General features: G+C 67.3%; 20 protein-coding genes and 4 pseudogenes. 12 read left to right on the top strand and 12 right to left on the bottom strand.

The window, feature by feature from the left end; translation table 11 throughout:
- Positions 1-2: 2 nt before the first annotated feature.
- On the bottom strand, positions 3-470 hold the full coding sequence (locus tag ACQ9ZG_RS14875; protein WP_099217486.1) for an NUDIX hydrolase: 468 nt from the start codon (positions 468-470) through the stop codon (positions 3-5).
- Positions 471-677: 207 nt separating this feature from the next.
- Here ACQ9ZG_RS14875 and ACQ9ZG_RS14870 point away from each other — a divergent pair.
- From ACQ9ZG_RS14870 to ACQ9ZG_RS14850, 5 genes and pseudogenes are all read left to right on the top strand, one after another.
- Positions 678-806, top strand: a pseudogene (locus ACQ9ZG_RS14870) (helix-turn-helix domain-containing protein); the annotation flags it as partial.
- Between the two features lie 162 nt (positions 807-968).
- The gene (locus ACQ9ZG_RS14865) at positions 969-1814 is read left to right on the top strand and encodes a hypothetical protein (protein WP_258312184.1); all 846 of its coding nucleotides are present in this window, start codon (positions 969-971) and stop codon (positions 1812-1814) included.
- 22 nt (positions 1815-1836) lie between these two features.
- The gene (locus ACQ9ZG_RS14860) at positions 1837-2406 is read left to right on the top strand and encodes a cysteine hydrolase family protein (protein ID WP_099217487.1); all 570 of its coding nucleotides are present in this window, start codon (positions 1837-1839) and stop codon (positions 2404-2406) included.
- Between the two features lie 4 nt (positions 2407-2410).
- Positions 2411-3325, top strand: coding sequence for an FAD-dependent oxidoreductase (locus tag ACQ9ZG_RS14855; protein WP_109915578.1), 915 nt, complete (start codon positions 2411-2413; stop codon positions 3323-3325).
- Positions 3326-3378: 53 nt separating this feature from the next.
- Positions 3379-3783, top strand: a complete 405-nt coding sequence (locus ACQ9ZG_RS14850) for an NUDIX hydrolase (RefSeq protein WP_099217489.1) — start codon at positions 3379-3381, stop codon at positions 3781-3783.
- Positions 3784-3978: 195 nt separating this feature from the next.
- Here ACQ9ZG_RS14850 and ACQ9ZG_RS14845 read toward each other — a convergent pair.
- The 4 genes and pseudogenes from ACQ9ZG_RS14845 to ACQ9ZG_RS14830 all read right to left on the bottom strand — a co-directional run.
- Positions 3979-4290: pseudogene (locus ACQ9ZG_RS14845) on the bottom strand (ATP-binding protein); the annotation flags it as partial.
- A gap of 253 nt (positions 4291-4543) precedes the next feature.
- Positions 4544-5203: a DUF1883 domain-containing protein gene (locus ACQ9ZG_RS14840; RefSeq protein WP_219995613.1), complete on the bottom strand. Its 660-nt coding sequence runs from the start codon at positions 5201-5203 to the stop codon at positions 4544-4546.
- Positions 5204-6229: 1026 nt separating this feature from the next.
- Positions 6230-6832 carry a hypothetical protein gene (locus tag ACQ9ZG_RS14835; protein WP_499280643.1) on the bottom strand — a complete coding sequence of 201 codons (603 nt, stop codon included), beginning with the start codon at positions 6830-6832 and terminating at the stop codon, positions 6230-6232.
- A gap of 1871 nt (positions 6833-8703) precedes the next feature.
- Complete coding sequence (locus tag ACQ9ZG_RS14830) at positions 8704-10707, bottom strand: protein kinase domain-containing protein (RefSeq protein ID WP_181398252.1); 2004 nt, start codon at positions 10705-10707, stop codon at positions 8704-8706.
- Positions 10708-11055: 348 nt separating this feature from the next.
- On the opposite strand from ACQ9ZG_RS14830, the pseudogene ACQ9ZG_RS14825 reads away from it, so the two are divergent.
- A pseudogene (locus ACQ9ZG_RS14825) lies at positions 11056-11272 on the top strand (site-specific integrase); the annotation flags it as partial.
- 510 nt (positions 11273-11782) lie between these two features.
- Here ACQ9ZG_RS14825 and ACQ9ZG_RS14820 read toward each other — a convergent pair.
- From ACQ9ZG_RS14820 to ACQ9ZG_RS14810, 3 genes and pseudogenes are all read right to left on the bottom strand, one after another.
- Positions 11783-12885 (bottom strand): annotated as a pseudogene (locus ACQ9ZG_RS14820) (radical SAM protein).
- 53 nt (positions 12886-12938) lie between these two features.
- Positions 12939-13391 carry an ATP-binding protein gene (locus ACQ9ZG_RS14815; protein WP_109915575.1) on the bottom strand — a complete coding sequence of 151 codons (453 nt, stop codon included), beginning with the start codon at positions 13389-13391 and terminating at the stop codon, positions 12939-12941.
- A gap of 22 nt (positions 13392-13413) precedes the next feature.
- Positions 13414-13827: a hypothetical protein gene (locus ACQ9ZG_RS14810; protein WP_258312178.1), complete on the bottom strand. Its 414-nt coding sequence runs from the start codon at positions 13825-13827 to the stop codon at positions 13414-13416.
- Between the two features lie 154 nt (positions 13828-13981).
- On the opposite strand from ACQ9ZG_RS14810, the gene ACQ9ZG_RS14805 reads away from it, so the two are divergent.
- From ACQ9ZG_RS14805 to ACQ9ZG_RS14795, 3 genes are read left to right on the top strand one after another with little or no spacing between them, the layout of a single operon-like run.
- Entirely contained in the window at positions 13982-15085 is a 1104-nt protein-coding gene (locus tag ACQ9ZG_RS14805) for a helix-turn-helix domain-containing protein (RefSeq protein ID WP_109915574.1), read from the top strand.
- A 16-nt stretch (positions 15086-15101) separates the two neighbouring features.
- Positions 15102-15770, top strand: coding sequence for a YdcF family protein (locus ACQ9ZG_RS14800; RefSeq protein ID WP_109915593.1), 669 nt, complete (start codon positions 15102-15104; stop codon positions 15768-15770).
- Between the two features lie 46 nt (positions 15771-15816).
- Positions 15817-16506, top strand: a complete 690-nt coding sequence (locus tag ACQ9ZG_RS14795) for a WbqC family protein (protein ID WP_109915573.1) — start codon at positions 15817-15819, stop codon at positions 16504-16506.
- Positions 16507-16536: 30 nt separating this feature from the next.
- Here ACQ9ZG_RS14795 and ACQ9ZG_RS14790 read toward each other — a convergent pair whose 3' ends face one another.
- The 4 genes from ACQ9ZG_RS14790 to ACQ9ZG_RS14775 form a co-directional block, all read right to left on the bottom strand.
- Positions 16537-18228, bottom strand: coding sequence for a relaxase/mobilization nuclease domain-containing protein (locus ACQ9ZG_RS14790; protein ID WP_109915572.1), 1692 nt, complete (start codon positions 18226-18228; stop codon positions 16537-16539).
- Positions 18228-18890, bottom strand: a complete 663-nt coding sequence (locus ACQ9ZG_RS14785) for a MobC domain-containing protein (protein ID WP_109915571.1) — start codon at positions 18888-18890, stop codon at positions 18228-18230. Before ACQ9ZG_RS14785 ends, ACQ9ZG_RS14790 begins: the two co-directional genes overlap by 1 nt.
- A gap of 101 nt (positions 18891-18991) precedes the next feature.
- A complete protein-coding gene (locus ACQ9ZG_RS14780; RefSeq protein ID WP_109915570.1) occupies positions 18992-20059 on the bottom strand; it encodes a DUF2637 domain-containing protein in 1068 nt (355 codons plus the stop codon).
- 212 nt (positions 20060-20271) lie between these two features.
- Complete coding sequence (locus ACQ9ZG_RS14775; RefSeq protein ID WP_181398254.1) at positions 20272-21549, bottom strand: DUF3631 domain-containing protein; 1278 nt, start codon at positions 21547-21549, stop codon at positions 20272-20274.
- Between the two features lie 248 nt (positions 21550-21797).
- Between ACQ9ZG_RS14775 and ACQ9ZG_RS14770 the strand changes: the two genes are divergently transcribed.
- From ACQ9ZG_RS14770 to ACQ9ZG_RS14760, 3 genes are all read left to right on the top strand, one after another.
- Complete coding sequence (locus ACQ9ZG_RS14770; protein ID WP_375138310.1) at positions 21798-22355, top strand: helix-turn-helix domain-containing protein; 558 nt, start codon at positions 21798-21800, stop codon at positions 22353-22355.
- Positions 22356-22481: 126 nt separating this feature from the next.
- Positions 22482-22859, top strand: a complete 378-nt coding sequence (locus tag ACQ9ZG_RS14765; RefSeq protein WP_109915568.1) for a helix-turn-helix domain-containing protein — start codon at positions 22482-22484, stop codon at positions 22857-22859.
- Between the two features lie 32 nt (positions 22860-22891).
- Complete coding sequence (locus ACQ9ZG_RS14760; RefSeq protein WP_109915567.1) at positions 22892-24397, top strand: LacI family DNA-binding transcriptional regulator; 1506 nt, start codon at positions 22892-22894, stop codon at positions 24395-24397.
- Positions 24398-24432: the final 35 nt, after the last annotated feature.

The following is a 24432-nucleotide window of genomic DNA, read 5'->3' as shown; positions in this document are numbered from 1 at the left end:
GCTCACGCCTCGCGGATCGGGGTGTCGAGGACGGAGGTGATCGCGTACGTGTTGGCGGCGATGAACTCGGCGAGCTCCGGGGGCATCAGGTTCAGTTCGCTGACCGCCTCGCCGGTGAACGGGACGCGTACCATCTCGTACTCGCCCCGTTCCGGCTTGGCGAACTCCGTTCCCGTACGCGCGGCCAGGTCCATCGACTCCAGGCGTGCGGCGAAGATGTGCTGGACGCCGATGCCACCCTCCAACTGGTCGGTGATCAGGTGGATCAGTTCGGCGCGCGCCAGCTTGCCGCCGAGCTCCTCGAACACCTCGCGGTGCAGAGCCGATTCGATGGTCGCGTCGTCCGTCTCGACCCCTCCGCCGACCGTCACCCAGTACGGCTCCCTGCCCGGCTTGGTGCGCTTGATCAGGACCAGTTCGTCGCCGTCGAGGAGGATGGCGCGGGCGTTGCGCTTGACGATGTCGGTCATGCCGGTTGCTCCTTCTGGTGGTGGTGCAGGAGGGAACGGCGGAGGGGTTGCCTGGTGGTGGCCGGCCCCGGCGCGGTGGATTCAGCATGGAGCAAGACGGTTGCGGAGTGTGATGTACGGATGCTGCAGCAATGCCGCACTGTTGCTGAACAAGGCTGGCTACGCTGGTCGTTCGGTCGTTCCACCGGGTGATGGACGGGGGGTGCCATGGTGGTCACGGTGCAGAGATGGTCCGGTCGGGAAGCCCGGCTGCTACGCGACGCCCTGCGCATGAGCCTGCGGGACTTCGCCGCGTACCTCGGGGTCAGCGACCGCACGGTGTCGAACTGGGAGGCAGGCGGCGCCGGCTATCAGCCTCGCGCGGAGTCTCAGGGAATTCTTGACACCGCGCTCGGTCGCGCACCCGACGACGCGAGAACCCGGTTCGCGGAAGCGCTGGGAATGAGCGACAAGGCTGCACCTGTCACGGGACGGATAGAAGTCGATTCCCATAAGTTCTTGCCGGTCTTCATCGGTGTCGAGCGCGCCGGCCGACTCCGGGAGTATCTGACACCGAGTGAGGGCGCTCAGTGGCTGGAGTCCTCCTCGACCCGACTGGACCACCCCGAGGCGCAGAGCTGTGTCCTGCACGTCTTCGCATGCGGGGTGGCCGTCTTCCACCTTGTCCAGCCGCACGAACCTGCCGCGTTGACCGACCTGGCCGTCTGGCGCTACCGCTCCTACGCGTCCGACCTTCCGTGGGCTCGGGACAGGATCCGCGAACTCCTCGAAGGGGACCACGCCGGGGCCCCCAACCCTGAATACGTCCTTTCCCTCTACTGCCTCACCTCCGGTCCGTGGGCCGGGGACGCCTACGACACCGCGCTGCGCCTGCTCTCCACTCCCTCGGTTCTGGTCGACCGCGGGGCCCCGGGTGGTCCCGCGCCCTTGGCCTGCACGGTCGAGGAGTCTCTTCTTGCCACGGGCTTCGACCACCCGGACATCGTTTCCTTCGGCGTACGGGGAGTGTCCACCGCCTACGCCGGCTGGTCCGGCGTCGCTTACGCCTCCCACTCCAGCGAGCGCAGCCTCACCACCGATGAGCTGGTCGCCTGCGAGCTGACCGTCCAGGCCCTGTGGTGTTTCACCCGCCACATCCAGCAGATGGTCGAGGACGGCCAGGACCCCTCCATGCCGGAGCGGTACGGCTGGCGATTCCTGCGTGCCGCCGCTTCCCGGCTCACCACCGCCCGTGCTCAGGAGACCGCGCAGCACGTCCTGATGCGGGAGGCCATCATGAAGACCAGCGGATTGGCCGAACGGCTGCGCACCGCGCAGGAAGCTCTACGCGAGAGCGCCGGCTGAGAACGGGCAGGAGTGAGAGCCGATGGACATCAGCAGTGCCGCGCTGGTCGTGATCGACATGCAGAACGGCTTCGTTAACCACCACAGTCGCCACGTCGTGCCCGCCGTCGCCGACCTCGTCGCCAGATGGTCCGCCGCCGGGCGCCCTGTCGTCTTCACCCGGTACTTCAACTATCCCGACAGCCCCTACGAGCGCTTCTTCCAGTGGCGCCGGCTCCAGGAACCACCCGAGACCGACATCGTTCCGGAGCTCGCCGAGGCGGCGGGCCACGCGCACGCAGGCGTCGACAAGACCGGATACACGCTCTTCACACCCGAGGCCGCAGAACTGATGCGACGGGCCGGCTGGACCGACCTCGTCTTCTGCGGAATCGCCACCGAGAGCTGCGTTCTGAAGTCCGCTGCAGACGCCTTCGAGCACGGGTACGCACCCTGGATCGTCACGGACGCCTGTGCCAGCGACGCCGGCCCGGACGTCCACGACGCCGGTCTGCTCGTAGCTCGGCGCCTGATCGGAACAGGCCAACTCGTGGACGTCGAGCATGTGATGTGCCAACTCGATACGCGTGGGGCCGACCCGGTGCTGGAATAGCCTCATGGCCGACACACCGCTCGACACCGACCTGATCATCATCGGCGGAGGACCGGCTGGCTGCGCCGCCGCCCGCATGGCCGCCGGCGTGGGCATGCGCTCGATCCTGGTCGAGCCGGACCGGCTGTGCCGCAATCTCTATCGGATCCCGGCCCTGAACAACGTCCTCGGCGGCCACACCAACGGCCCCGACCTGGCCGACGCCATCGTGGCGGAGCTGAAGAGCACCGAGCTGTGCCGGCTCGAACTCGGCAGGCGGGTCACCGAACTCCGCGCCGAAGACGACCGGGTCACCGCCACGGTCGACACCGGTGTACGTCTCACAGCTCCGTACGCCGTCGTCGCCACCGGCGTCGGCCCCCTCCAGCCCCACGACGTCACCTGGATCACCGCTCCCGGCGGCGGTGTCCTGCCCCCGCTCTGGGAGGCCGAAGCCGACGACGCTCAAGGGCACACCCTCCTCGTCCTGGGCGGCGACCGCCCGATCGGCACGTTCCTGCGCGCCCACCCGACCACAGACACCCGCCTGCTCGTGGCGTACCCGGCAGCCGACGCGTACAAGATCGAGGAGATCCGGGACGATTCCCGGGTCACCCTCGTTCCCGTCGAGCACCTGACGTTGAAGGCCGAAGAGGGCACATCGGTGTGGGCGGAAGCAGTGAGCCAGGACGGCACGCGGCGGACGATCACAGCGGATGCGGCCTACCTCAGCATCGGCAACGCCCCGACCGCCCCGCTCGGCGATCTGACCCGGGGCCCGGACGGGTACTGCCCGCCGACCGACCAGCACCCCCGCATCATCGTGGCCGGCGACCTCCGCTCCGCCCGCTTCCAGCGGATCATGACCGCTCTGGGGTCAGGCAGCGAGGCCGCACTGCACGCCTACTACGCGGCCAGGGACGTGCCCACCAAGGGCTGAGACCACAGCGGTGGGATACGCGCGACGACCCAGGTACTCGGGAAGGGATCTCGATGACCACTGAGGTCAATCCGGCGGTTGCAGCAGCCGTCGTCGTGCAGGACGGGCGGGTGCTGCTCGTGCGACGGCGCGTGTCGGAGGGCGCGCTTTCGTGGCAGTTCCCGGCAGGGAAGATCGAATCCGGCGAGAGTGCGGGGGAGGCGGCGGCGCGCGAGGCCCGGGAGGAGACTGGGCTGCTGGTGACTCCCCAGATCGTGCTCGGGCAACGGGTTCACCCCATGACCGGCTGGGAGATCCACTACATCGCGTGTAGACGCTCTGGTGGCGAAGCGGGCATCGCGAGTCCGGGCGAGGTAGCCGATCTGGCTTGGGTCGCGCACGGTGAGATCCCGCATTACGTGCCCTACGGACTGTTCGAGTTGGTACAGGACTATCTCGATGAGGCTCTGCTCTCGTGATCCGGGCCAAGCCGGACACCGCTCTTCGGGGTTCACTGCGGTAAGGGCGAGAGACGTTGAGGTCCAGAGCCCGATTGTGAGCAGGGCGAGTTGCGTCATACAGGGGTTTCCAGAGAGGCCCGCCGCGCCGTTCGGGCAGGCGTAGGCTCAGACGGGCAGCATGGGCAAGTGGTGAGGTGGATCGGCGCCGTCTGGTCAGGCGCGGGACCGGCTCCTGCGGGCTGTGCCGGTGAGGACGACGGTTGTGGTCATCTCGGCGAGACGGGAGGCGACGCGGTCGCCGACGGCGTCGCGCAGCGCGGCGGTCGGCGGATTGGTCGTGATGAGCGGGGGGAGCAGATCGGTGTAGCGGCGGTTGATCAGCCGATACGTGATCTCCTCGGTCCACTCCGACTGCTTGGCCGCGCCGAGGTCGTCCAGGATCACCAGCGGGCAGGTGCTAAGAGTGGCGAGGTCTCGCTCGGCGTCGTGGCCGGCGCGTGGGCGCAGGCGGGCGTACAGGTCCGGCGATCGTGGCCATGCAATTCTAAAGGGGTGTCGGCAGCTCGTGGTCCGACAAAAGCTGCGACAGCACAAGTCGTGTGCGTCTGCCTCCTTGGATGCGCGCCGAATCGGCCAAAAGAGCTGCGGACTCAGGCCACGCCGTCCTCTCGCACCACGTCGGCGATCTGCTGTGCGATCTCCTCGATGGAGTATTCACCGGTGCTCATTGCCACCTTGTCCGCGAGGGAAGGGCTGTAGCGGCGAACATCGTCTGCGCTCAGGTTGTGCCAGATTGGCAGGAGCGACTGCTCCCCAGCCACGTTGCGGGTGACGATCCGTCAAGTTCGTGATTGGTCCAGCCCTTGGAGATGAAGGGCTCGGAGAGCACTACGACGCCATATCGGCTTGCGCTGATCCCTTCATCGATCTTGCGACGGAGGCTGTGCCCGATCCGCATCTGAGCTTCATCTAGCCAGACAGTCACGCCCAACTTGGTAAGCGCGTCCCGGAGGGGCCGGGCAACAGCTGCCTTGTCCTCGGACGCGTGCGAGATGAAGACGTCCCAGGTCTGGCCGCCCAGCACGTCTCCGGCTGGTTCCTCCGGCTCATGGACTGCGACGGAGCGGGCTGGGTTGCCCTGCGACTCCCGGGCCATCGGGAGGGGCCCGCGCGGAGGTGGCTGCACCTGAACAGATGCTGCGATGCGGCCAGCATTGCCGCCGAGGTCGATAGCCACGACCCAGTGTCCGTTTCTCGGGATGGTGATCCGGTGAGGAGAGCGAGTGACACGACCACCGAGGTATTGGTACCTCCTCCCCGACTTGTACTTGGTGTACTCGCTGCGAGGCATCACCTGGACGTTGGCTTGCTTGCGCAGGGTGACGACGACTACGGAGCCTCTCTTGAGGCTGCCGAGATCTTTGACGAGGTGGTCCACGGGCTCTCCTGGGACGTGCGGCGAATCACCTCTCACGGTAGGGGCGGCCACTGACAGTCAAAGGTCAGCGAAGTCTGATCGGTGGATGCCCTGCCGACTGAAACTCCCCAACCCACTGGCGTTCTCGTGCGAGCTGTCCGGGGAGCCGCCTCCCGCACTTGGCTCCCGAAGCGCTCGAGGAAACCACTTATGGGCCTGATCCGCTAGGCGGATCAGGCCCATAACCTGGTGTTTCATCTGTCGGGGTGGCGGGATTTGAACCCACGACCTGTTCGTCCCGAAGTAACTCGGGATGCTTGCTGACCGTGGGCTGCTCCACTCGTTACCTGCGGTGGTGGTCCGCTGACGTCCATGGGTGTTCGCGGTTGTGCGGCGTGGTTGTCACGCAGTTAGACACTCGGCGCTCATCCCTCGGCCGTGCGTACGACACAGCCGAAACACAAAGGAGCTGTGCTCAGCTCGACACTGCCCCACCCGCGAAGCCAACTGCAAGGTCTCCCAGTACGTCACACAGAGCGCTAGCCCACTGCTTCATCCTGCTTGACTTCGGTTCTTCAGCCATGCGGTTCTCCTCACGTTCGTTCGTCTCCATGCCCTGGTCGTTGTCGTTCAACTTCGATGCCAGGACCTTGCAGATAACGGCCGCGGAGAGGGACAGCGCGAGACCCGGCAATGCCGAGCTCAGCACAGCTCCGAGATGATTTTAGCGCGTGCGCGCGGTCGCCGGAGTTCCGATGGCTACTCACCGGCCGGCCATCTGGAAAACCGTAGTGGCGCGAGTCACCGTGGGTTGAAATCCCACACCCACCGCCAGATGAGCTGCCCCTGGGCAGGCACATTTTTCAGGGGCGCTCACGTGCTGCCTGACCCCTCGTTCCTGTGGTTCACCGCCGGAGGGGCATGGCCGGCATGGCCAACCTCTTGGTCTGTACCCGCATGTCACCTCCGAGGCCATAGCTTTCTGGTGACCCCTGCATCGCCAGTTCGCACCTGTTGACGTCGGTCTCTGATGTCAAGAGACCACGATCACTCCTTCGGTGCGCCAGTTTCCCTGCGCCGTCGCGGCAGCACTTTGTGTAGCTGGTCCAGCGGATCGATGGTCTGCCCTCGGCGGCGCCGAACGCAGCGATCGCGCGTGGCGCGCAGCTCGTAGCCATCCTCGTCTTCGTCAAGGTCCCCGTACATCTCCGGATGCAGTTCTGCACTCTTCACGAAGTCCCTCATCCGTGTGTACTGATCCTCCAGGGTCTGCGCCCGCTCCGCAGTCGGCGCTCCACCGAAGCGCTTCTGCGCCGCCGTCCTGGGCACCCCCAGCTGTTCCCCGATGCGTCCCCACGAGTACCTCTGAGTGCGAGCTTCGGCTACTACATCGGCCATCACTCGCTTGGCGGCCGCTTCAACCAACGCTGCCGAGCGGCAGATCTTCACGTTCGGACCCGTCTGGGAGAGGAGGTACCGGATGGCTAGGCGAACCGCGGCGTCGGCAAGGTCTTCATCGGAGGCCACTTCCCAGGGCGTCGCATACCAAGCTGGGTCGTGGTACGACACCCAAGGCCAGGGGCGAGAAGGGTCCAAGGCAGACCTGGGCGATGAAGTGACGGATAATTTTTTCGCAGCTTCTGGCTCCATGCGTCCACGCTAGGTGGACAGGTAGGGCCAAGAAAAGCCGTTGACGTCAAAGTCGCCCGATATGCTTTCGCTGTCTGCTTCCGATCCCTCCTAGCTTCGGACCTCAGAGCCGAAGGCCCCGGAGATGAAGGGGCGTTGCACTACCTGATCGGAAGTGGGACATGGCAGCGGAGCGGGAGCCTGAAGAGGCGGAGAACAGGCAGAGCAGGGGCCCCACGAAGGCCCAGCTCTTGATCGCGATTCTCACGGCTGTGACGGCGATCGCAGGCTGCGTGGAACAACTGGCGCGATAGCGCTTGAACGAAGTGGTGCCGGACGGCAGGGCCATGCGAAACGGGCCCGACCGCCAACAATTCGGCCGGACCCGCTTCGGCAACTCCACGCATGAGCCCGGCCCTGGCTTAGGCCCCAGGACCGGGCTTCTGCGTCGGAGGTCTATGTGAACCATCTCGGGCTCACTGCCCAGACTCGGTTGGACAACCCGACTTGGACAACCTCTGTTGGCCAAGTCTGTTTGCCACTATAACGGCCCTAGCTCTAGTTAGCCTTAGCGATTCTTAGGGATCTATAGAGGAAGCTAGAGTTCTCCATCGTCGCCTTTTCCCTGGTCAGAGCCTTGCAGTCGCCCCCAACCCACCGCCTCGCTCGGCTCCCATCCCGTCCGCCTTCGACCCACACCTCGTGGAGCGGTCCTGGTTCAGGGCGTCAAGGTGGAGCGCGCCACTGTACGAACGACCTTGACGCCCTGGGCCGCGACTGCTCGGCTCTGCCTGGGTCGGAGGTGGTCGGGATGGGAGCCCAACGACGCTCGCCCCGCTCCGGCCGGCACTCGCGAACGGTTCCCCTCCCATCCCGGAGTCTGAGCGCCCCCGCCGGAGGCGTCCTCTTGAAGACGCGGGTTTGGTTCTCGTCTCATGCCCTCGGGCCTACACAGTGGGCACGCGTCGGCGGCGGCAGCGCCGAGCGGGCCGCAGGCAGGAGCGCGGGCGCAGCCAGAGCCGGGAAGCGCGCCCGGCGGAGCGGAGCGCAGCCGGGTGCCTTGATGAGGTAGAGAAACCTGTTACAGCTCTCGTCTTCAGGCGGGTGCCACGAAGCAGACGGCGTCGACCTGCTTAATCCGTGCTGGTCGTCTCCGGACCGTCAAGGAAGGGCGGATCCGCCTCGTTCCGGCTTCCGCTCTACGCATACGTCGTGGTCTTGCTCCTCACCGGTAGCCGTACCGAGGAGATGCGTCCGTTGCGCTGGGATCATGTCGACCTTGACGGAGATCTGACCGTCACTCCGGAGGTCCCGCCGCACATCGCCGTTTGGCGCTCGGTCCGTAGCTCCGGCGACACCAGGACGAGCAAGTCCCGCCGTACGCTCGCGCTGCCGGGTCGGGCCGTTGACGCGCTCAAAATCCAGCGTGAGCGTCAGGGCTGGCAGCGTGTCGCGGCCGGTGATCAATGGCAGGATTCGGGGCTCGTCTCACTTCGGCGGTCGCCACGGCGCTGGGCGCGGCGAACGTCCGGCGAGAGTTCCGCAGGTTCCTGGCTGGGGCCGCGCAGATGCCCGGTGTCGACCTCAAGCCCCACGAGTGGAGCATCCGGGAAACTCGTACGTCGTTGTCCCGTTCCACCGGGACTCGCGCCCCACCGCCCTGTTCTCGCGCACGTGACGTCCGGCATGCGCCGGCGCCTCCTGGGCCCAGCACGCTTTCCAAATGTTCGTTTGGGGGTCCTGGGGCGTACGGGAGCGTTCTGACCTGCGGTGCGGCCGGTGCGGGTCGGGCTTCTGAACGGTGCTGTACGGCGGTGAATGCAACCAGAACTGCAACCACGGCAGTGGCGCTGAGCGGGTGTACTGACCCGTGTATCGAGCCGCGGCTGGTGCTAATGGCTGGCCTGGCGGGGTCTCTCAACAGCGGTCCGGACGGCCTGTCGTATGCCCAGGTCGACAGCTTGCTCGTCCGCCAGTGCCGCGAAGTGGCGTGCTGAGCCCGGATGATCTCGGAACGCAGATGCCATGATGCTTGCGGCGTCTCCATCCAGCAAGCGCAACCAGGGCCGGACCACGTCCTGCGGGTCCCACTGGTTCCAGGACTCATCCCACCAGCACATGGTGCGGACGGCCTCGTCAAGCAGGTCCCATTCGCTCCGCTCAGCTGCGTAGGCAGACACAGCATGGAGCCAGGAGACAGCACGTGCTGCCTCACCGAACTGCACTAGCCTCGTGCCGACTCCACCCACATGTCCCGCGAATGCGTGCATGAGTGCGTTGGCCAGCTGGGGGTTGCGGGAGAGGGGTGGTGCTGCCAGTTCTGGAGGAAGCCGGGTCAGAACGTCCAGATACAGGTCATAGTCGTCCGGGTAGTCCGAAATGAGTACGAGCAACGCGTCAATGGATGTGGAGTCACCTGTACAAGCGGCGGTGAGTAGTGGTGCCGCCTGCTCAACGGGTGGGCCTTGGGGCACGCTGAATTCCCGGGCGATCAGAGTGAGTAGTTCTTCGATGCTCTGGGGCCTCAATGCGGGGTCCGGCTGAGTAGCGGCCCTGACGATGCTGCGCCATGGGCCCGCGGGTGGGAGCAAGAGCACGTTCGCCTGGGGCGCCTGGCCGGTGAGTGCCCACGCAATTACTCGTCCAAGGCTGTAGATGTCGCTGGCATGAGTGGTGGTCTCATGAGGGTCCATGGACAGTTCGGGGGCGGCGAACCCCTCGGTACCGATGTAGCGGCCTGTCCGACCGGGCATAGTTGTCTGCCCCCGAGGTCGACGGCCGATTCCCCAATCGGCGAGGACCCAACGCCCCTGCAGGCGGAGGATATTAGAGGGCTTGATATCGCGGTGCACCCAGTCCCGCTTGTGGGCTTCTGACAACACGGATGCCATTGCATTAACCAGGTCGCGCAGCTGCTCAGGATCTCGGAGTTGCTCGTGATGGTCCTCTGCCGTCGCGTCAGCCATAGGCATTACGAACCAAGCGCCATCAGGCTCGGCATCAAGTACTGGCATGGCGTGTGGATGGGTACTCAGTAGACGGGATATCTCGATCTCGCGCTGCATTCGCGAGACGGCGAGATCACGCTTGGAGCGGCGACGCTTGAACGCGACCTCTGTCTGTGAAGACTTATGGACGGCGCGAAATACTTGCGCCTGGCCGCCCTCTCCCATCGGTAGTCGGTCGAGTGCGTAGGCGGCACGATCTCCGTGCGCATTACGGAGGACTTCTTTGTAGCGGTTGAGGTTGTCTGAGGAGACTTCAGATAGAGCATGCGGTGTGTGTATGGATGCCGGGGTCGAAGTTCCCGCAGATAGTGCTGCAACATACGAGAGTATTCGCGTCGCGAGAGCATCGACGAACCCGTTGACTGACATGTCTGGACGAGGCTCTTCAAGCGATGGGTTCTCGTCCTTGCTTGCAGATACGTAGGCGATTCCATCGTAGAGACCGTCGCTGCGGAACTGTGCAAATGTCTCGCCCAGTCGCTCCTTATAAGAGAGCCCCCAAATGGTATCCGTGGAGGAGCCCCGCGGCCTCTGGAGGGGCCTATTTGCGCCTTCGCCCTCCTGGATGATGAAGAAGAGGCCAAGGTAGGGACGGAATCTCTCGATACTCTGGCCATCATGCTGCCTGACGGCGAAGGCGTTTCCTGTGAGCTCTTGAATCCGGTTATTGAAGTTATTTCCATAGCTTGGTCCGCCGAGGGTTTTAATGGTGACGGCGGCAAGCGGGATGTCGTCCCTGAATATAGCTAGGTCCCATGCGGCGCGTCCGAGGCCATAGGAACCCGGAAACTCGGCAGCCCGGCCGATCCGGATCCATGCTGGGTCAATGCCGCGAGTGGTAAGAGAGTCGACTACAGCTGTCACCAGCTCGCCGTACCGGTTGCCCACTCTTACTTCTTGAAGGTCGCGTCGCTCACGCACAGCCCAGAAGGTTCGAGCTGCTTCCTTAACCGGCTCGGCCATACTCCCCCGCTCAGCATTGATCGTGACTACTACCCAAGAGGCTACAGACCGGCTTCGACGCTGAGTTGAGCAGCGCGACTGCCCACTCGCTGGCTGACTGCGGTGGGAGCGCCTTGCGGATGCGCGCCGACAGATGTGGTCCCACCAGGGAACCGAGTCTGGGACGGTGATGTCCACGTAGCCAAACGCGATGTCGTGTGCCAGGTCGACGAATCCGAGGGAGCCTCCTAGGCCGGTGTGGCCGAACGAGCCCGGCCCGGCCGTCGGGACGCTATCGGTGGGCAGCTGGTACCCGGAGCTGAAAGCGGCTCGGCGCTACCGGTACCTAGTCTGAAAGCGGTGCTTCGGGACGCGGGGTTACGAGACGGCCGTCTTCGTGACGCTCGCCACACCGCCGCCACCATGCTCTTGATCCTCAGTGTTCCGGACGTCGTGATCGACGCGATCACGGGTTGGGAGCGGGGGCGCGGCGAGGATGCGCGCTCGCTGGCCCAGGGCGCGGCTATCTTTGCCTAACACTACAGAAGTGATCACATCCATGCGTCCCGCCCCAACAGGGCTTGGGGTCAGTCAATCCTGACGCCTGGACCCTACGGCGGGGGTCTGACAGTGACCCCTGATCCCGATGCACATGCGCTCGGGTCTGCCTCCGAGCTGGCGAACGAGGTTTACGTGACCACGATGAGGCTGCCCCAGGCGTTGGATGCGCGCCAAGAGGGCGAAAAGCTGGCCGCCCCCGAATACTGATGCTGCTCCCCAGCTGAGGGCCATCCTTAGATGGGAGAAGTCAGCGCAGCCGGTCCACATCTGGCCGCAACGCGCGGCTGACAGACCCATCACTCGGGGTGGACCTGACCGGTGGACAGGACGCAGCAGGTCGGAGCCAGCTCAGAGGCCCGTGACGGGCTGCTCAGTGAGTGCTTGGGCGATCTGCCAGAGCTGGCCGCCGCGGGACGCCTTCATGAGGACGACGTCGCCGGGGCGGATGTGGTGGGTGGAGTCATGATCCGTAGCCTCCGTGTTGGCAGTAGAGCTCTCGTCGGTCCCCCGCCTCCTGATAGAGCTTGGCCAGCGGCCGGCAGGTACGGCAGGTGCCGACCTTCGTGCAGCCGGAGCATCCACCGGTGCGGAGCTGTAGGGACTCGGCGATGGTGCCGAGCCGGGTGAGGGCGGCGACGCCCTCGGTGGCGAGATTCATGCTCGGGTCGCGGCCGACCTTGCAGACAGATGCGATGCCGTGCGGGTTGACGTGGAAAACGTCCGGCCCGCGTTGCAGCCGGTGAAGATGCTCCGGGCCTTGATGTGGTCCTCGGCCTGGGTCGCCAGCGGGTTCGCCTCGCCGTCGATCGTCGGCGACATGTTGGTGAACACCTGGTGGGGGAAGCCGTAGCGCCTGCATAGGGCGACCATGGCGTCGAGTTCGTGAGCGTTGTCGTCGGACACGATCACGTTGAGCCGGACCGGCAGCCGGTCCTGGCGGGCGGCGTCCAGGCCCTGGATGAACCGGTCGAACGCGCCGCGGTTGCGGGTGACCCTGTCGTACGTGCCCGCGCTCGCGCCGTAGACGCTGAGTGTGAGCCGGTACGGGCGGCGGCGGGCGAACAGGTCCCGGATCGGCTGCTTGCGCAGGGACGAGCCGTTCGAGGAGACCTGCACCATCATCCCGAGCTGGTGGCCGTACTCGTAGGCCGCGCCGAACTCGTGGTCGATCAGCGCCTCGCCGCCGGTGATCTGCAGCCAGAGCACGCCCGCGTCGCGCATCGTCGCCAGGAGCTGCTGCTTGCCCGTCCAGTCCAGGCCCTCGAAGCGCTTCTCGCCGAGGTAGCAGAACTCGCAGTCGTAGTCGCAGCCGAGGTTGATCTCCCAGGACGCCTTCGCGTACCCGTACGGCGACCGCTCGCGCACGAGGACGACATCGCCGAGCGGGGACGCAGGAAGCGTGGTGCCCCACGCCTGCTGTGCCGCGTCGACCAGCCAGGCCGGGACGGGGCCTCCTTCGGCGCTGGCGGTGCGCAGCTCCTCGTAGCGGGACTCGGGGAGACGGACACCGGCTGCGCGTCCGGGCTGCAGAAGAAGATGCTGGGCGAGGAACGGACTGGCCACGAGACGCGTGCTTGACGCGGCAGACGCCACCCGCTCCGGTGTGCCGGTTACGGTCATCGGACCTCCATAGGCTGGTCGTCGTGGTCTGAGCCGGAACGGCTGATCGGATGCACGGCGTCGCCCACGGTCTTGAAGCGGGACCAGATGATCTTCCCGAGCGGGGTGCGGTCCCTCACTCCCCACTCGTCGGAAAGCGCGGCCACCAACGTCAGGCCCCTTCCGGAGATATCTGTGGCGGTCGGCTCGCGTACGACCGGCTGCTGGCGACGGCTGTCGTGCACTTCCAGGCGTACGCAGTTGTCGTCGATGTCGAGCCGGACGAGGAAGCCGTGCCCGCGGGCGGTGCCGTGGAGAACGGCGTTCGTGGCGAGTTCGGAGACGCACAGGCGGATGTCCTCGGTGCGGCTCGTCAGGCCCCAGCCGTCCAGCGCTCTGGTGGCGAACTCCCGTGCTTTGCGTACGGACTGGCGGCGGGCCTCGAAGAACTGCTGAAGCGACTCGGGCATGGGGTGCCTCATGACTCCGTGCTCAGGAGGAGGAGTGGCGCGGGAAGCGGCGGCGGGCGGTCTGCTGACGAGGTACGTGGCCAGGCCCGATGCGGGGGCGGCGGGCCAGCAGCAGGCGGGCGCCGGCGGCCTCGATAAGGCGGGTGCGTTCGGCGGCGAGGTGCTTCGGCCCCAGATGAGACAGGGCGGGAGCGATGACGCCGTAGACGTCAGGAAGGGCCAACGCGTCCAGCAGGCCGGTGAACGCGGTGGAGCTCGGTTCGGTCGTCGCGAGCCTGTCTTTGAAGGCGCCGGAGAGCTGCAGCTCATGGATCCGGCAGTACTCCGTCAGTGACGCCTGTAACGCCGTTTGACGGGCTGCGGAGACTCCGGCCAGCCGCAGGAAGCCGTAGACGACGGGCCCGTTGACCGGGCGGTGCTCGGTAAGGAGTTCCATGCTGGTGACCGTCCAAGGGACTCGGCGAAAAGAGACCCCTTGAGGGTCGCCGTACCTCAATGCGCAGGGAATCACCGGCTGTTCCACTTGCGCTCTACTTCCGCCCCACCGGCCGCACGCTTCTGCTTCCATGGCTGGTGGAAGGGAGCGACGCGTGGCGACCGTGCACCATTGGACCGGCCTGGAGGCCAGAGCTCTACGGCTCGCCCTCCGCCTGAGCGTGCGTGCTTTCGCCGAGCGCCTCGGTCTCGCCGTCGCGACCATCTCGAAGTGGGAAAAGCTCCGGTCCGCGACCGAGCCCCGCCCTGACACGCAGGCCATTCTCGACACCGCGCTCGGTCGCGCCGATGCCTCCGTGCACCTGCGCTTCGAAACGCTCCTGTCGGAGATGGCCGGCCCCGGGCAGGTGGCAGCCGGACGCCGGGTGACGGCCGCCGGGCCCAGAGCCTGGGAGTACGAGTCGTGGACCGATGACCTGGACCGTGCCGTCGTCGCCTTGTCCCGGCAGAACTTCACCTTCGCCGACAGCCTGCTGGGCCGATGGCTCAACCGTTTCACGGCCGCCGAACTCGATGACAAGGGCTTGTACCTCTACGCCCGATCCACCGCGTTACTCGGAGACCTCAAGCGCGATCAGGGCGCGGTGCTCGGACCACTGTCCGCACGCCACTCCTACGCGGGCGCGCGCTCGATCTTCACCCAGCTCGGCATTCCCCGCCGTGTCGCCCAGCTCGATCTGTCCCTCGCGGTCGTCGCGGAGATGTCCGGTGACCTGGAGACGTCGGCCCGTATGTACGAGACGCTCGCCGTCGACGACCGGCTCTCTCGCCGTGACCGGGCCAGAGCCCGTCTGTGGGTGGGCACCGCACTCAGCAAGGACGGCAACCACGACTACGCGACCCGCGTGATGCAGGCCGCGACCCGTGATTTCGAAGACCTCACCGAACCCGACGATTGGTCGGTGGCCCATCAGAAGCTCGCCCTGGCCCGCCGGGGCGTCGGGGACCTCACCCAAGCCCTGCACTTCATCGACATCGCCCGAAGCAGCGGGAGCAGCGACTCACCGATGCAACGTGTACGACTGGACACCGCTCACGGCCACATCCTGCTGTCCGACGCGGCGACCCGCGATGATGGGTTACGCGTTCTCGGCCAGGCCGCTCGGACGGCCGCGCAGTACGGCCTCGTGCACCAACTGCGCAGTATCGAGAGCGTTAAGGCCAGCAGTGAAGGGCGCCCGGGGCCCCGCCGACGGTGATCAGGGAGACGAACGCATGAGTGACAGCCAGCAGGTCATCACTGAAGACCAGTGGCACCAGGCCAAGGCGATCTGGGACTACCACCAGATGCACCACCAGGCCCATCCCGCGGACGTGGCGATCGGCCTGGGCAGCCACGACCTGGGGGTGGCCACGCGCGCCGCCGAGCTGTACCACGCGGGTCTCTTCCCCACGCTGGTCTTCACCGGCGGCAACAGCCCGACCACCGCCAAGGTCTTCCCACGCGGCGAAGCGGTCCACTTCCGCGAGCACGCCATCGACCTCGACGTTCCCGCCTCAGCGATCCTGCTGGAGCCCCACGCCGCGAACACCGGGCAGAACATCACCCTCGCCCGCGAGGTCCTGGCCGACGCCGGCATCACCCCGGAGAAGGTGCTGCTGGTCTCCAAGCCCTACATGGAACGGCGGTCGTACGCCACCGCCCGCAAGCTGTGGCCCGAGGTCGAGATGGTGTGCGCCTCGGAAACCCTGGAGTTCGACGACTACCTCAAGTCCATCGGCGACGAGAAGCTAGTGGTGGACATGCTCGTCGGCGACCTCCAGCGGGTGATCGAGTATCCGAAGCTCGGGTTCGCCATCGAGCAGGAGGTCCCGGAGGACGTGCATGGTGCGTATGAATCCCTCATCCACGCCGGCTTCACCAGCCGCCTTATCGCTTCCTGAACTCTCCTCCCCGGGCAGCCTGTGCGCCATCCACCAGCCCAACTTCATGCCCCGGCTGACCACGCTGGCCAAGCTGTTCGCGTCGGACCACTGGATCGTCCTGGACGACGTGCAGTTCGCCCGCCGCGACTACCAGCATCGCGCCCGCGTCGCCACACTCGACGGCCTCGGCCCGAACCGGTGGCTGACCATCCCCACTCACCGCCCCTCCGGGCGCGCCACCCTTATCAGAGACACCCTGATCGCCGACCCTGCCGCGGCCCGACGCAGAGCCTCATCGATCCTGCGCCAGCAGTACGGGACCAGTCCTCACTGGCCCGCACTTGACCGTGCCCTTCAGCCGGTCTGGAATGCGTTCGATACAGGAAGGGTCGCACCGGTCGCCACGGCCTCGACTCGCGCCCTGCTCGAGCTGCTCGGCTGGCGGAGGCAGATCTTCACCAGCAGCGCCCTGCCCGCACGCACGGGTCGGTCCGAGCGGCTGACCGACCTGGCCGACGCCACCGGCGCACGCGTGTACCTGTGCGGCACCGGCGGCATGACCTACCTGGACCATGCCTCCTTCACCGAGCTGGGCGTAGCCGTCGTCCCGTTTCTCTCGCCGGCCACTGGTCTGTGGGCCTCGGGGCGACAGGTCAGTGCTCTGCGGGCGTTGGCCTTCCGTGGCCCCGACGCTGTGGGAGCTCGGTTTCGGGCTCTCGCGTTCGCCCACGATGCGCTGGGGTGCGCGGCCTGACACCCGCTTCGGGTACGGAAGCGGGTGTGATCAACGTCGACGTGCCTGTGGCGGCTGTGGCTGGGAGGCCGGCGCGACCGCTGCCGGGCTGACCGATGTGCCTTGCCGCCGTGCCGCGCTCCGCATCCGTGCCACTCGTGCACGGTCGCTCGGAACTGGCCTGGTGCTGAGCCGCTCGACGCGCCAGGTCACTACCCGTGCGGGGCTTCGGGCGTCGTTGAGTGCCCGTTCGTCGGTGGCCTGCTGCAGCAGCTGCTTCGGATCATGCCCGGCCTTCTCGGCGGTCGCGAGGGCGGCGGTGAGGGCGTCGAAGGCCGGGTCCCTGACCACCTGCTCGGCGTGGCCAGGCATGGCCTGTCGGATGAGGAGGATGTGCCGTTCCACCGTCTGCTGGGGTGGCCGGCGCTGGGCGAGGACGGTCAGTGGTGCGGTGGCTGTCTGCTTGTAAGCGGCCTGCAGGTGGATCAGGGTCTGTTGGGCTGCGGCCACCTGTTGGTCGTGGCGGCGGAGCTGGTGCCAGCGGGCGGCGGCGATGACGGCGAGGATTGCGGCGTCGAGGAGCATCGCCAACAGCGCGCCGTCCTTGGGGGCGGGCTCGCGGACCATGGCTCGTACGGCGCTACGCAGGGCGCGGGCGTGCTGGTGCTCGGCCTGGACGCGGGAGCGGGTGGCGCGCTCGAACGCCTCGGCGGCCTTCCATAGCTGGGGACGAATTTCCTGGGGTGCGCGCATGGGCAGGGCGTCGAGGGCTTCGCCGAAGGCGGCCAGGTGGGCCTGAGCGGCTGCATTGTCATCGCCGTCGAGGTGGTGGGGGATGCGCTCCGCAGCGGCGGTTGCCTGGTGCCACGGGTTCACCCGACGGGGGCTGTGCTGGGGTTCGGTGGCTTCTAGACGCTTGCGGATCTTGGGGAGGGACAGGTCGGGGGAGAGTTCGGAGCCGGAGTACCAGATCAGCTCCTGCTGGGCGTTGACGTCGCCGTCGAGGGCGACGGTGTAGCCGCGTACATCACCGGACGGGAAGTGCTTGATGTCCACGAGGATGCCGTCGGTGTGCTCCAGCAGGTGGACGAACTCCTCGGTGCTGGTGGCGGCGGCCACGGCGGTGCGCACGGTGGTGCGCAGGTGTTCGCGGGCGGTGCGGGCTTGGCCGGCACGCTTGGCCTTCTCCTGCTCGGCACGGGTAGGCCGTTTCGCGGCTGTGCGATCCCCGCGTATGACCTGGAAGAGGCCGTACTCCTTTTCGACGGCTGCGAGTTCGCGGTCGGCGGTGAGGTAGTCGTTCCAGTGCCGGGCGGTGCGCAGGTCGGCGCGGACTGTGGTGGCGGCGATGTGGATGTGGTCGGGGGCGTGGCGGACGGCGACCCAGCGGCAGCCGTCCGGATCGCCGTCGGGTGCGATGCCGGTGGCGGCGACGATGCGGTGGGCGATGTCAGCCCAGCCGTCGTCGCTGAGGTGGCGGTCGGCCTTGGTGGCACGGATCGAGCAGTGCCACACGTGCTTCTCGGGTGCGCGGTCGAGCCGCTCGGCCTGCTTGACGTGCAGGTCGAGGTCGGCGACGAGAGCCCGCTTCGTGGCATCGACATCATTGGTGCGGCCGGGGTCGGGGGCGAAGCCGTCCCAGGAGGCGACCAGGTGCGGGTCGGTGTGGCCCTTCTTCTTCGTGTCGTAGAGGTAGCGGATCAGGTTGGCGGTGTCCTTGCCTCCGGTGATCTTCGCGATCATCACGGCGCCTTGTGGCTGACGGCCTGGTTCGCGGCGGCCGCGATGTGGCTCACCGTCTCACCGACCGCGTCCAGGGTCCGGTCGGTCTGGGCGAGGAGAGCGCTGTCCCCAGGGTGTGGATGGCCGCCGGAGTTGAGCTTCTTGGCGATCTGGTTGACGTTGCGGCCGATGGCGGTGACCTGCTCGCGCAGGGCGTTGATCTCGTCGATGTAGTCGTCGAGCTGGGTGCGCTGGCCGGCCAGGGTGAGGTCGCCGTGGACGTGGGCCAGAGTGGCTGCGGCAACGTAGTGGGCGCCGCTGAGGTTCAGCGACGTTGCCTTGGCGCGTATGACGGCCTCTTCCTCTTTGCTGTAGCGGACGTCGACTCGTCCCTCGCGACGGCCGTTGGGGTCGGGCTTGCGCCGTTGGGCGACGCGGTGCAAGGCGGCTGCTTCGGCGGCACGCGGCAACGGCATCTCGACGGCAGCAGTGCTGTCGGCGATGGCGGTGGGCTGTTCCTGCTCAGGCACCCCCTGGTGCCCGCGTGCCTCCGCCACCCCCGGGGCGGTGGCTTCACCGTGAGACCGGCCCTTGGACGGTCCAGCGGGATACCTTGCTGCGCTGTTCAGGCCGGTGGTCATCTCCTGCTGTGGGATGGCGAGTTCGTGGTGCGGGTCGTGCATGGGCTGGTTCTCCGTGGAGTGCTGGGGGCGAGTGTTCGCTGTATGTGGGTGCCCCCCTCGTGCTTGTCGGCATGGAGGGGGCGGCCAGGGCGTGCGCTGGATCAGGCGGTGGCGGAGGGGGCTGCGGCGGCTTCCCTCTGCTGGAACTTGGCGTCGTCGTACGTGCCGAGACGCTGGCCCCCGAAGCCATCGTCCGCGACAGGCTCGGGCCGACTGGCGCGCTCGGCCCGCAGCCGGTCGCGCACGGCGCCGGCGCGCGTCTGGGCGATCCGCAGTTCGCTGCGCAGGCGCTTGGCGGTCAACTGGTCGTCGCTCCAGTCGGCGGTCAGGCGGCGGCCTTCAGCGAGCACTTCGGCGTCGGTGCGATGGCGATTGGTGGTCGACTCAGCGTTGGTGAGACGCCTACCGGCCTTCTCCGGCGGGGCGGCTTCGGTCGACTTCGCCATGGTGGTCGACCGGGGCGGTCGGGCAGTGAGGGCCGACTCGTCGGCTCCGGTCGATCCGGTCATGTGTGCCTCGTCGACCTTCACGGAGGTCGACTCGGGCGGCTCCTCGGGGACCGGTTCGGCTCGGTCGGCCACCGACGGTGCGGCCTGCTCACTGGCGCGCTGGCCAGCGGATTCCTCTCGTTGCCGGGTGGCCGACTGGGTCGAGTCGGCCGACTCGTGCTTGCGGTGCAGCACCTTTGCCACGAGGTCCGAGCCGAAGTAGATCGACCCGACTGGGAGTGACGTGGCCAGCAGTACGAGGGCCCAGTTCGCAGGGTCCCAGCTGGTGAGTCGACCCAGCCGGGTCGACTCGGTGTGCAGGGTCGGTATGAGGCCGTGGACGTAGTTCAGCAGGAGGCTGGCGATGGTGTAGGTCGCCAGTACTCGTAGCGCGAATGTCCGATCGGGGCCGGCCAGCACGAGTGTGGCGATGAGCGCGAGGGCCATGAGCCCGTCGACCACGATCGGGTAGAGCAGGGCGGCGGTGGGATCGGCGCCGATGGCGCGGGCCACGTCGGACAGCGCGTTCCACGAGACTCGGAAGGCCATGAGGACGACGGCAATCAGGCCGAGGACGAGGGTGGCGCGTGCGCCCGCCCGGCGTCCACTTCCAGGATCGGCAGCGGGGCGACGCTGATGCGAATCAGTTCGGCTGAGCAGGGCGGTGATGCGTGCAAGCAAGCGGGGGTGCTCCAGGTGGGCTTGAGGCGGCGGCCTTGGTGCGGGGGAGGGCAGGGCGTGGCCGCCGTGAGGTGCGGGGACTCGTACCACTCGTCGCGTGCCTGGTCAGCACAGGTACGAGTGGCGTGGCGATGTCGAGACGACTCGTTGCGAGGCGTTCACTCGTCCCCGTGCTGACCTGCGCGGGGACGAGTGGTGCGAGTGAAGTCGGGTCAGGCTGGGGTGCCGGGTAGGGGACCGTCGGCTGACGAGACGGACGCGTCTGCCGCCTTCGGCTCAGGGCAGTAGCGCGCCCAGGTGTCGAGGAATTGGTTGCGCGCGAAGCCCTTGGCCTGGGTGCCCTCCGGGAAGCGGCGGTTGGCCGAGCCGATGCCGTACGGCTTGAGCAGCAGCTGCAGGCCGCGCGGGGTCAGGCCGTTTGCGCCGTACTCCGCCCACGGTGCTTCCCTGTCTGCGTTCAGGGATTCCAACAGGTGTTTCGTGCTGAGCACGGCAGGGTCGCCGACGGCGGCGAAGGCGCGGCGGATGCCGACCAGGAGGCGGGTGCGAAGACCGCCTTCCTCGTCCTGGCCGGCCTCGTAGTCGGTCATGGTGCGGCAGGCGGTGCGGGCCAGCGCGGGCCAGTAACCTCCGGCGAGATCGGCGACGATGACCAGCGGTTCCCAGGTGTCCGCCGCGCGGTCCTCGACCGGCATCGGTGGCTCCATCTCCATGGCCAGTTCATAGAGCGGCTGGAGCCAGGCGCGGAGGCGATCGCGGATCGCGTTCAGGGCGGGTGTGTCCCGGCCGGTGCGGAAGGACGCCACCTTCTCGCCCGCTGCTCGGCGGCGCATTCGGATGACCACCGCACGGTCCATGATCGTGTCCGGCAGGTCACCGATCCCCGCCAGGGCCGCCATGGCGAAGGTGGGGAACTCCTGCACCTGGTGCTCGGGGCCGGACACTCGCAGTGTCGGCCGGCCGCGCTGGTGTCCGGCGTTGATGAGACCGCGGACCTCCTCGTTCTTCTCCGCGGCCTTGGTGGTGCTGAACATGGTGTCGGCCTCGTCGACCAGGAGAGTCGGCGGGTCGTTCCCGTCGATCGACCGGAAGATCGCCGCCGCGCTGGCGTTGACCGTGATCAGCCGGTTGTGCACGGTCTCGGTGACCACGTCCAGCAGGCGGGACTTGCCGCACCGCTTCTCCGGCGCGACGATCGCCAGGCGCGGCGCGTGCTGCCACGTACGCTGAAGATGCGTTGCCGCGACCCACAAGGCCACCGCCGTGACGGCCTCCTCGCTCGGCATCGCCACGTACCGCTTCAGCTGCGCCCGCAGGTCGTCCAGGATCTGCACCCCCTCGGATAGCGGCGTAGGCGAGGCGGTGTCGTCGGGGTCCTCTTCTGTTGGAGGCGCAGCAGCGCCGGACGGTTGGCCGGGGACGGCGACTGGGGGCCACGACGTGCCGGAGTCGTCCGGGAGGGATGGCGTATTCGGCTGGGCATCGGTCATACTGGGCATCAGCTCCTCTGCTTGCGGGCCATATGGGACGGCAATCCCGGACTCCGCGGGTTGATCGCTAGGGATGGCGGTTGAGAGGTTTGCGCTTGAGCCCCCGGCATCGCCGGGGGCTTCTTTCATGTGACGTGTGGGCGTGCGGACTCCTGAGGTCAGTGGGGTGGGGGCCACCACTATGCCACACGAATTGCGGATCGCAGAAGTATTTTGCATCTCGCAGTGACGATGCTACTGTTTAGGCTGTGCTGCAAACCGCAGTGCATTGCTACGAACGGAAGGGCGTGTCAGTGGCGGAGGAGGAGTCGTCCGAGGGCGTTCTGCTCAGCGGTGAGGCGAACGTCGCGACCCGCATCAGGGTGGAGCGCGAGGCGCGTGGCTGGAGTACCAATGCCCTGTCCGACCGGCTCAACGAGGCCGGCTTCGACATGAACCCATCCGCGGTCTGGCGGATCGAAAATGGCAAGCGCCGCATCAACCTCGATGACGCCATCGGCTTCGCCGAGGTCTTCGGCATTGACCTGCGCAACCTCGTCGGGCCACCTCAGCTGGCGGCCAAGGCCCGAGCTATGGAGCTCATCGACGAGGTCTTGGACGCTTTCCGCGCGACGCAGAGGGCCAACATGGCCTTCACCAAGGCGCGCGACGCTCTCGACGCCTACCTGACCGAGCACCCTGACATCCGCGAGGAGGCCGACCTCATGGTCCAGTCCGCCATCGCAGAAGAGGCCAACAAGACCATGCTGAAGATGCACGGCCCTCGGCCCGGTGGCCGTGACGGTCACTCCACCGACGGGGTATAGCCTCCGGCACCCCCTCCCGGCCTGGAGCCGCAAACCCCCAGGCCGGGCAGCTCACCCACATCCCTAGTGATCAACCGGCGGGTAGGCGTTGCCGCGCCCCATGCCCGCCAGAAGAGGACCCACCCCTTGCGTCAACCCGCGATAACCCCTGCCTCCGAACCGACTTCGCCCGCCGAGGTCGGCCTGCCGCGCCTCTACGTCCCCGTGGAAGTCGCCGCCGTACTCGGCTGCTCCGTTTGGTGGGTCAAGGACCGCGCTCGCCGTCGGCTCATCCCGTTCACCCGCGTCGGCCGTGCTTACCGCTTCTCGGACGAGCACCTCGCGGAGATCATCCGCATGCACGAAGAGCGCCCCGCCGTGAATGCGCAGCGCACCGGCGGCGCTCCTGCGCCGACGCGCAAGCCTCCCGCTCGGCACCGGCCCGATGTGGCTGTACCCACCGTCCGGCTCCAGGCCCGGCCACCGCGCCGGATGGCCAAGTCCCAGTACGGAACTGCTGCTTAACGCACCCCACACGACGGAAGGGAGGGAAAACCGTGGGGTACGCAGAGAAGCGCAGTGGCTACTGGCGTGGCCGTTACAAGATCGAGGACGGCAAGTACGGCACCGTCGCCGATTCCATGGGCACCGTGGCCAAGTTCGCCACCAAGCGCGAGGCCAAGCAGGCCGCAGACGCCGAAGAGGTGACCGTTCGCCGTGGTCAGTGGCGCGATCCGGGCCTCGGCCAGGAAACCTTCGGCGAGTACGCGAGCCGCTGGTACGCCGCCCAGGACCTGGCCGCCTCGACCATGCAGAACTACAAGCGCCACATCGAGGAGCACCTGCTCCCCGACTTCGAGCACAAGGCGCTCGCCAGCATTCTGCGCACGGACGTCGAGCTGTGGGAGAAGAAGGAGCGGGCGGCGTACGCGGCCTCCAGCGTCAAGACGTGGCGCGCGACGCTCCACCTGATCTTCGAGGACGCGATCGACGAGGGCCTGATCACGTCGAACCCGGCGGCCAGGCGGCGCGGACGGGGCAAGCGCGCCGGCCGCTCCCGCGACCGCGGCCCGGAGAAGGTCGTCACCGACGCGCTCGGCATCCTGCTTACCGCTGAGCGGGCGGCCCTGCTCTCCGGCCGCGACGACGAGTTCATCGCCACCGTCCTCAAGGGCTACACCGGTAAACGGTGGGGCGAAATCGTCGGCTTGGAAACGGAGTTTGTCCGGCCTGGCGCGGTCCGCGTCGAGTGGCAGCTGTACGAACTGGACACCGGCGAACTGGTCCGCTGCCCGCCCAAGGACGACAGCTACCGCGACATCGACTCGACGGACTGGCTGTCGGCCCTGATCTTCAACCACATCGCCCGTACGAAGCCGACGCCCTGCCCCTGCCATGGCAGGACGTACGTCTTCCGAGGCCAGGGCAAGGCGCGCACAGGAGGCCACCAGGGCGCGAAGCTCGTCGACGTCGCCCGCCGTGCCGAAGTTTCCACGGGCACGGTCTCGAACGTCCTCAACCATCCCGACCGCGTACGCGAAGACACGCGCGTACGTGTTGAACTCGCCATCGCAGAGCTGGGGTTCGTACGCGGCGGAGCCGCGTCAGAGCACGCGGCGCACTGGCGCCGAAACGGCTTCGCCACCTGGCTGTTCACCCCGGCGACCTCCGGCTGGTACCCGAAGAAGGCGCCACAGGAGGCCCGCCCGGTACCGATCCTCGGCGAGCCGTGGCCCGGCATCCCGGCCAGAGGCCGAGGCGCTGCTGCTCGGGCCGACGCCTGCTGGCTCCCGATCGCCAAGGGCCTCACACCCCACGGCCTCCGCCATACGCACCGGACGATGATGGAGGACCTCGGCACCGAGAAGGTCCTCATGGATGAACGCATGGGCCACATCGACGGCTCGGTCTCCGCGCGCTACGCCCATGTCACGCCCGGCATGCGTCGACGCCTCATGCTCGGCTTGACCGAGCAGTGGGAGGCCGCGCTCGACGTGCGTCGCGCTCTGTGCCCCACCTCGCCGGTTCGAGTTCTCGATCGCCTGCTGAGGCCGAGGGGATAGACCGGGGGCGGCGTTGGGCCGAGAGGTGGGACTGT

This window comes from Streptomyces araujoniae (assembly GCF_050871195.1).
GTDB lineage: Bacteria > Actinomycetota > Actinomycetes > Streptomycetales > Streptomycetaceae > Streptomyces > Streptomyces bacillaris.
This window is presented reverse-complemented; position numbering and strand designations above follow the sequence as displayed.

Bases quoted from the DNA above. Each gene is read 5' to 3' on its own strand.
- ACQ9ZG_RS14875 (WP_099217486.1), bottom strand. From the start codon at position 470: ATGACCGACATCGTCAAGCGCAACGCCCGCGCCATCCTCCTCGACGGC.
- ACQ9ZG_RS14860 (WP_099217487.1), top strand. From the start codon at position 1,837: ATGGACATCAGCAGTGCCGCGCTGGTCGTGATCGACATGCAGAACGGC.
- ACQ9ZG_RS14855 (WP_109915578.1), top strand. From the start codon at position 2,411: ATGGCCGACACACCGCTCGACACCGACCTGATCATCATCGGCGGAGGA.
- ACQ9ZG_RS14850 (WP_099217489.1), top strand. From the start codon at position 3,379: ATGACCACTGAGGTCAATCCGGCGGTTGCAGCAGCCGTCGTCGTGCAG.
- ACQ9ZG_RS14835 (WP_499280643.1), bottom strand. From the start codon at position 6,832: ATGGAGCCAGAAGCTGCGAAAAAATTATCCGTCACTTCATCGCCCAGG.
- ACQ9ZG_RS14815 (WP_109915575.1), bottom strand. From the start codon at position 13,391: ATGCCCGAGTCGCTTCAGCAGTTCTTCGAGGCCCGCCGCCAGTCCGTA.
- ACQ9ZG_RS14810 (WP_258312178.1), bottom strand. From the start codon at position 13,827: ATGGAACTCCTTACCGAGCACCGCCCGGTCAACGGGCCCGTCGTCTAC.
- ACQ9ZG_RS14800 (WP_109915593.1), top strand. From the start codon at position 15,102: ATGAGTGACAGCCAGCAGGTCATCACTGAAGACCAGTGGCACCAGGCC.
- ACQ9ZG_RS14795 (WP_109915573.1), top strand. From the start codon at position 15,817: ATGCCCCGGCTGACCACGCTGGCCAAGCTGTTCGCGTCGGACCACTGG.
- ACQ9ZG_RS14790 (WP_109915572.1), bottom strand. From the start codon at position 18,228: ATGATCGCGAAGATCACCGGAGGCAAGGACACCGCCAACCTGATCCGC.
- ACQ9ZG_RS14785 (WP_109915571.1), bottom strand. From the start codon at position 18,890: ATGCACGACCCGCACCACGAACTCGCCATCCCACAGCAGGAGATGACC.
- ACQ9ZG_RS14775 (WP_181398254.1), bottom strand. From the start codon at position 21,549: ATGACCGATGCCCAGCCGAATACGCCATCCCTCCCGGACGACTCCGGC.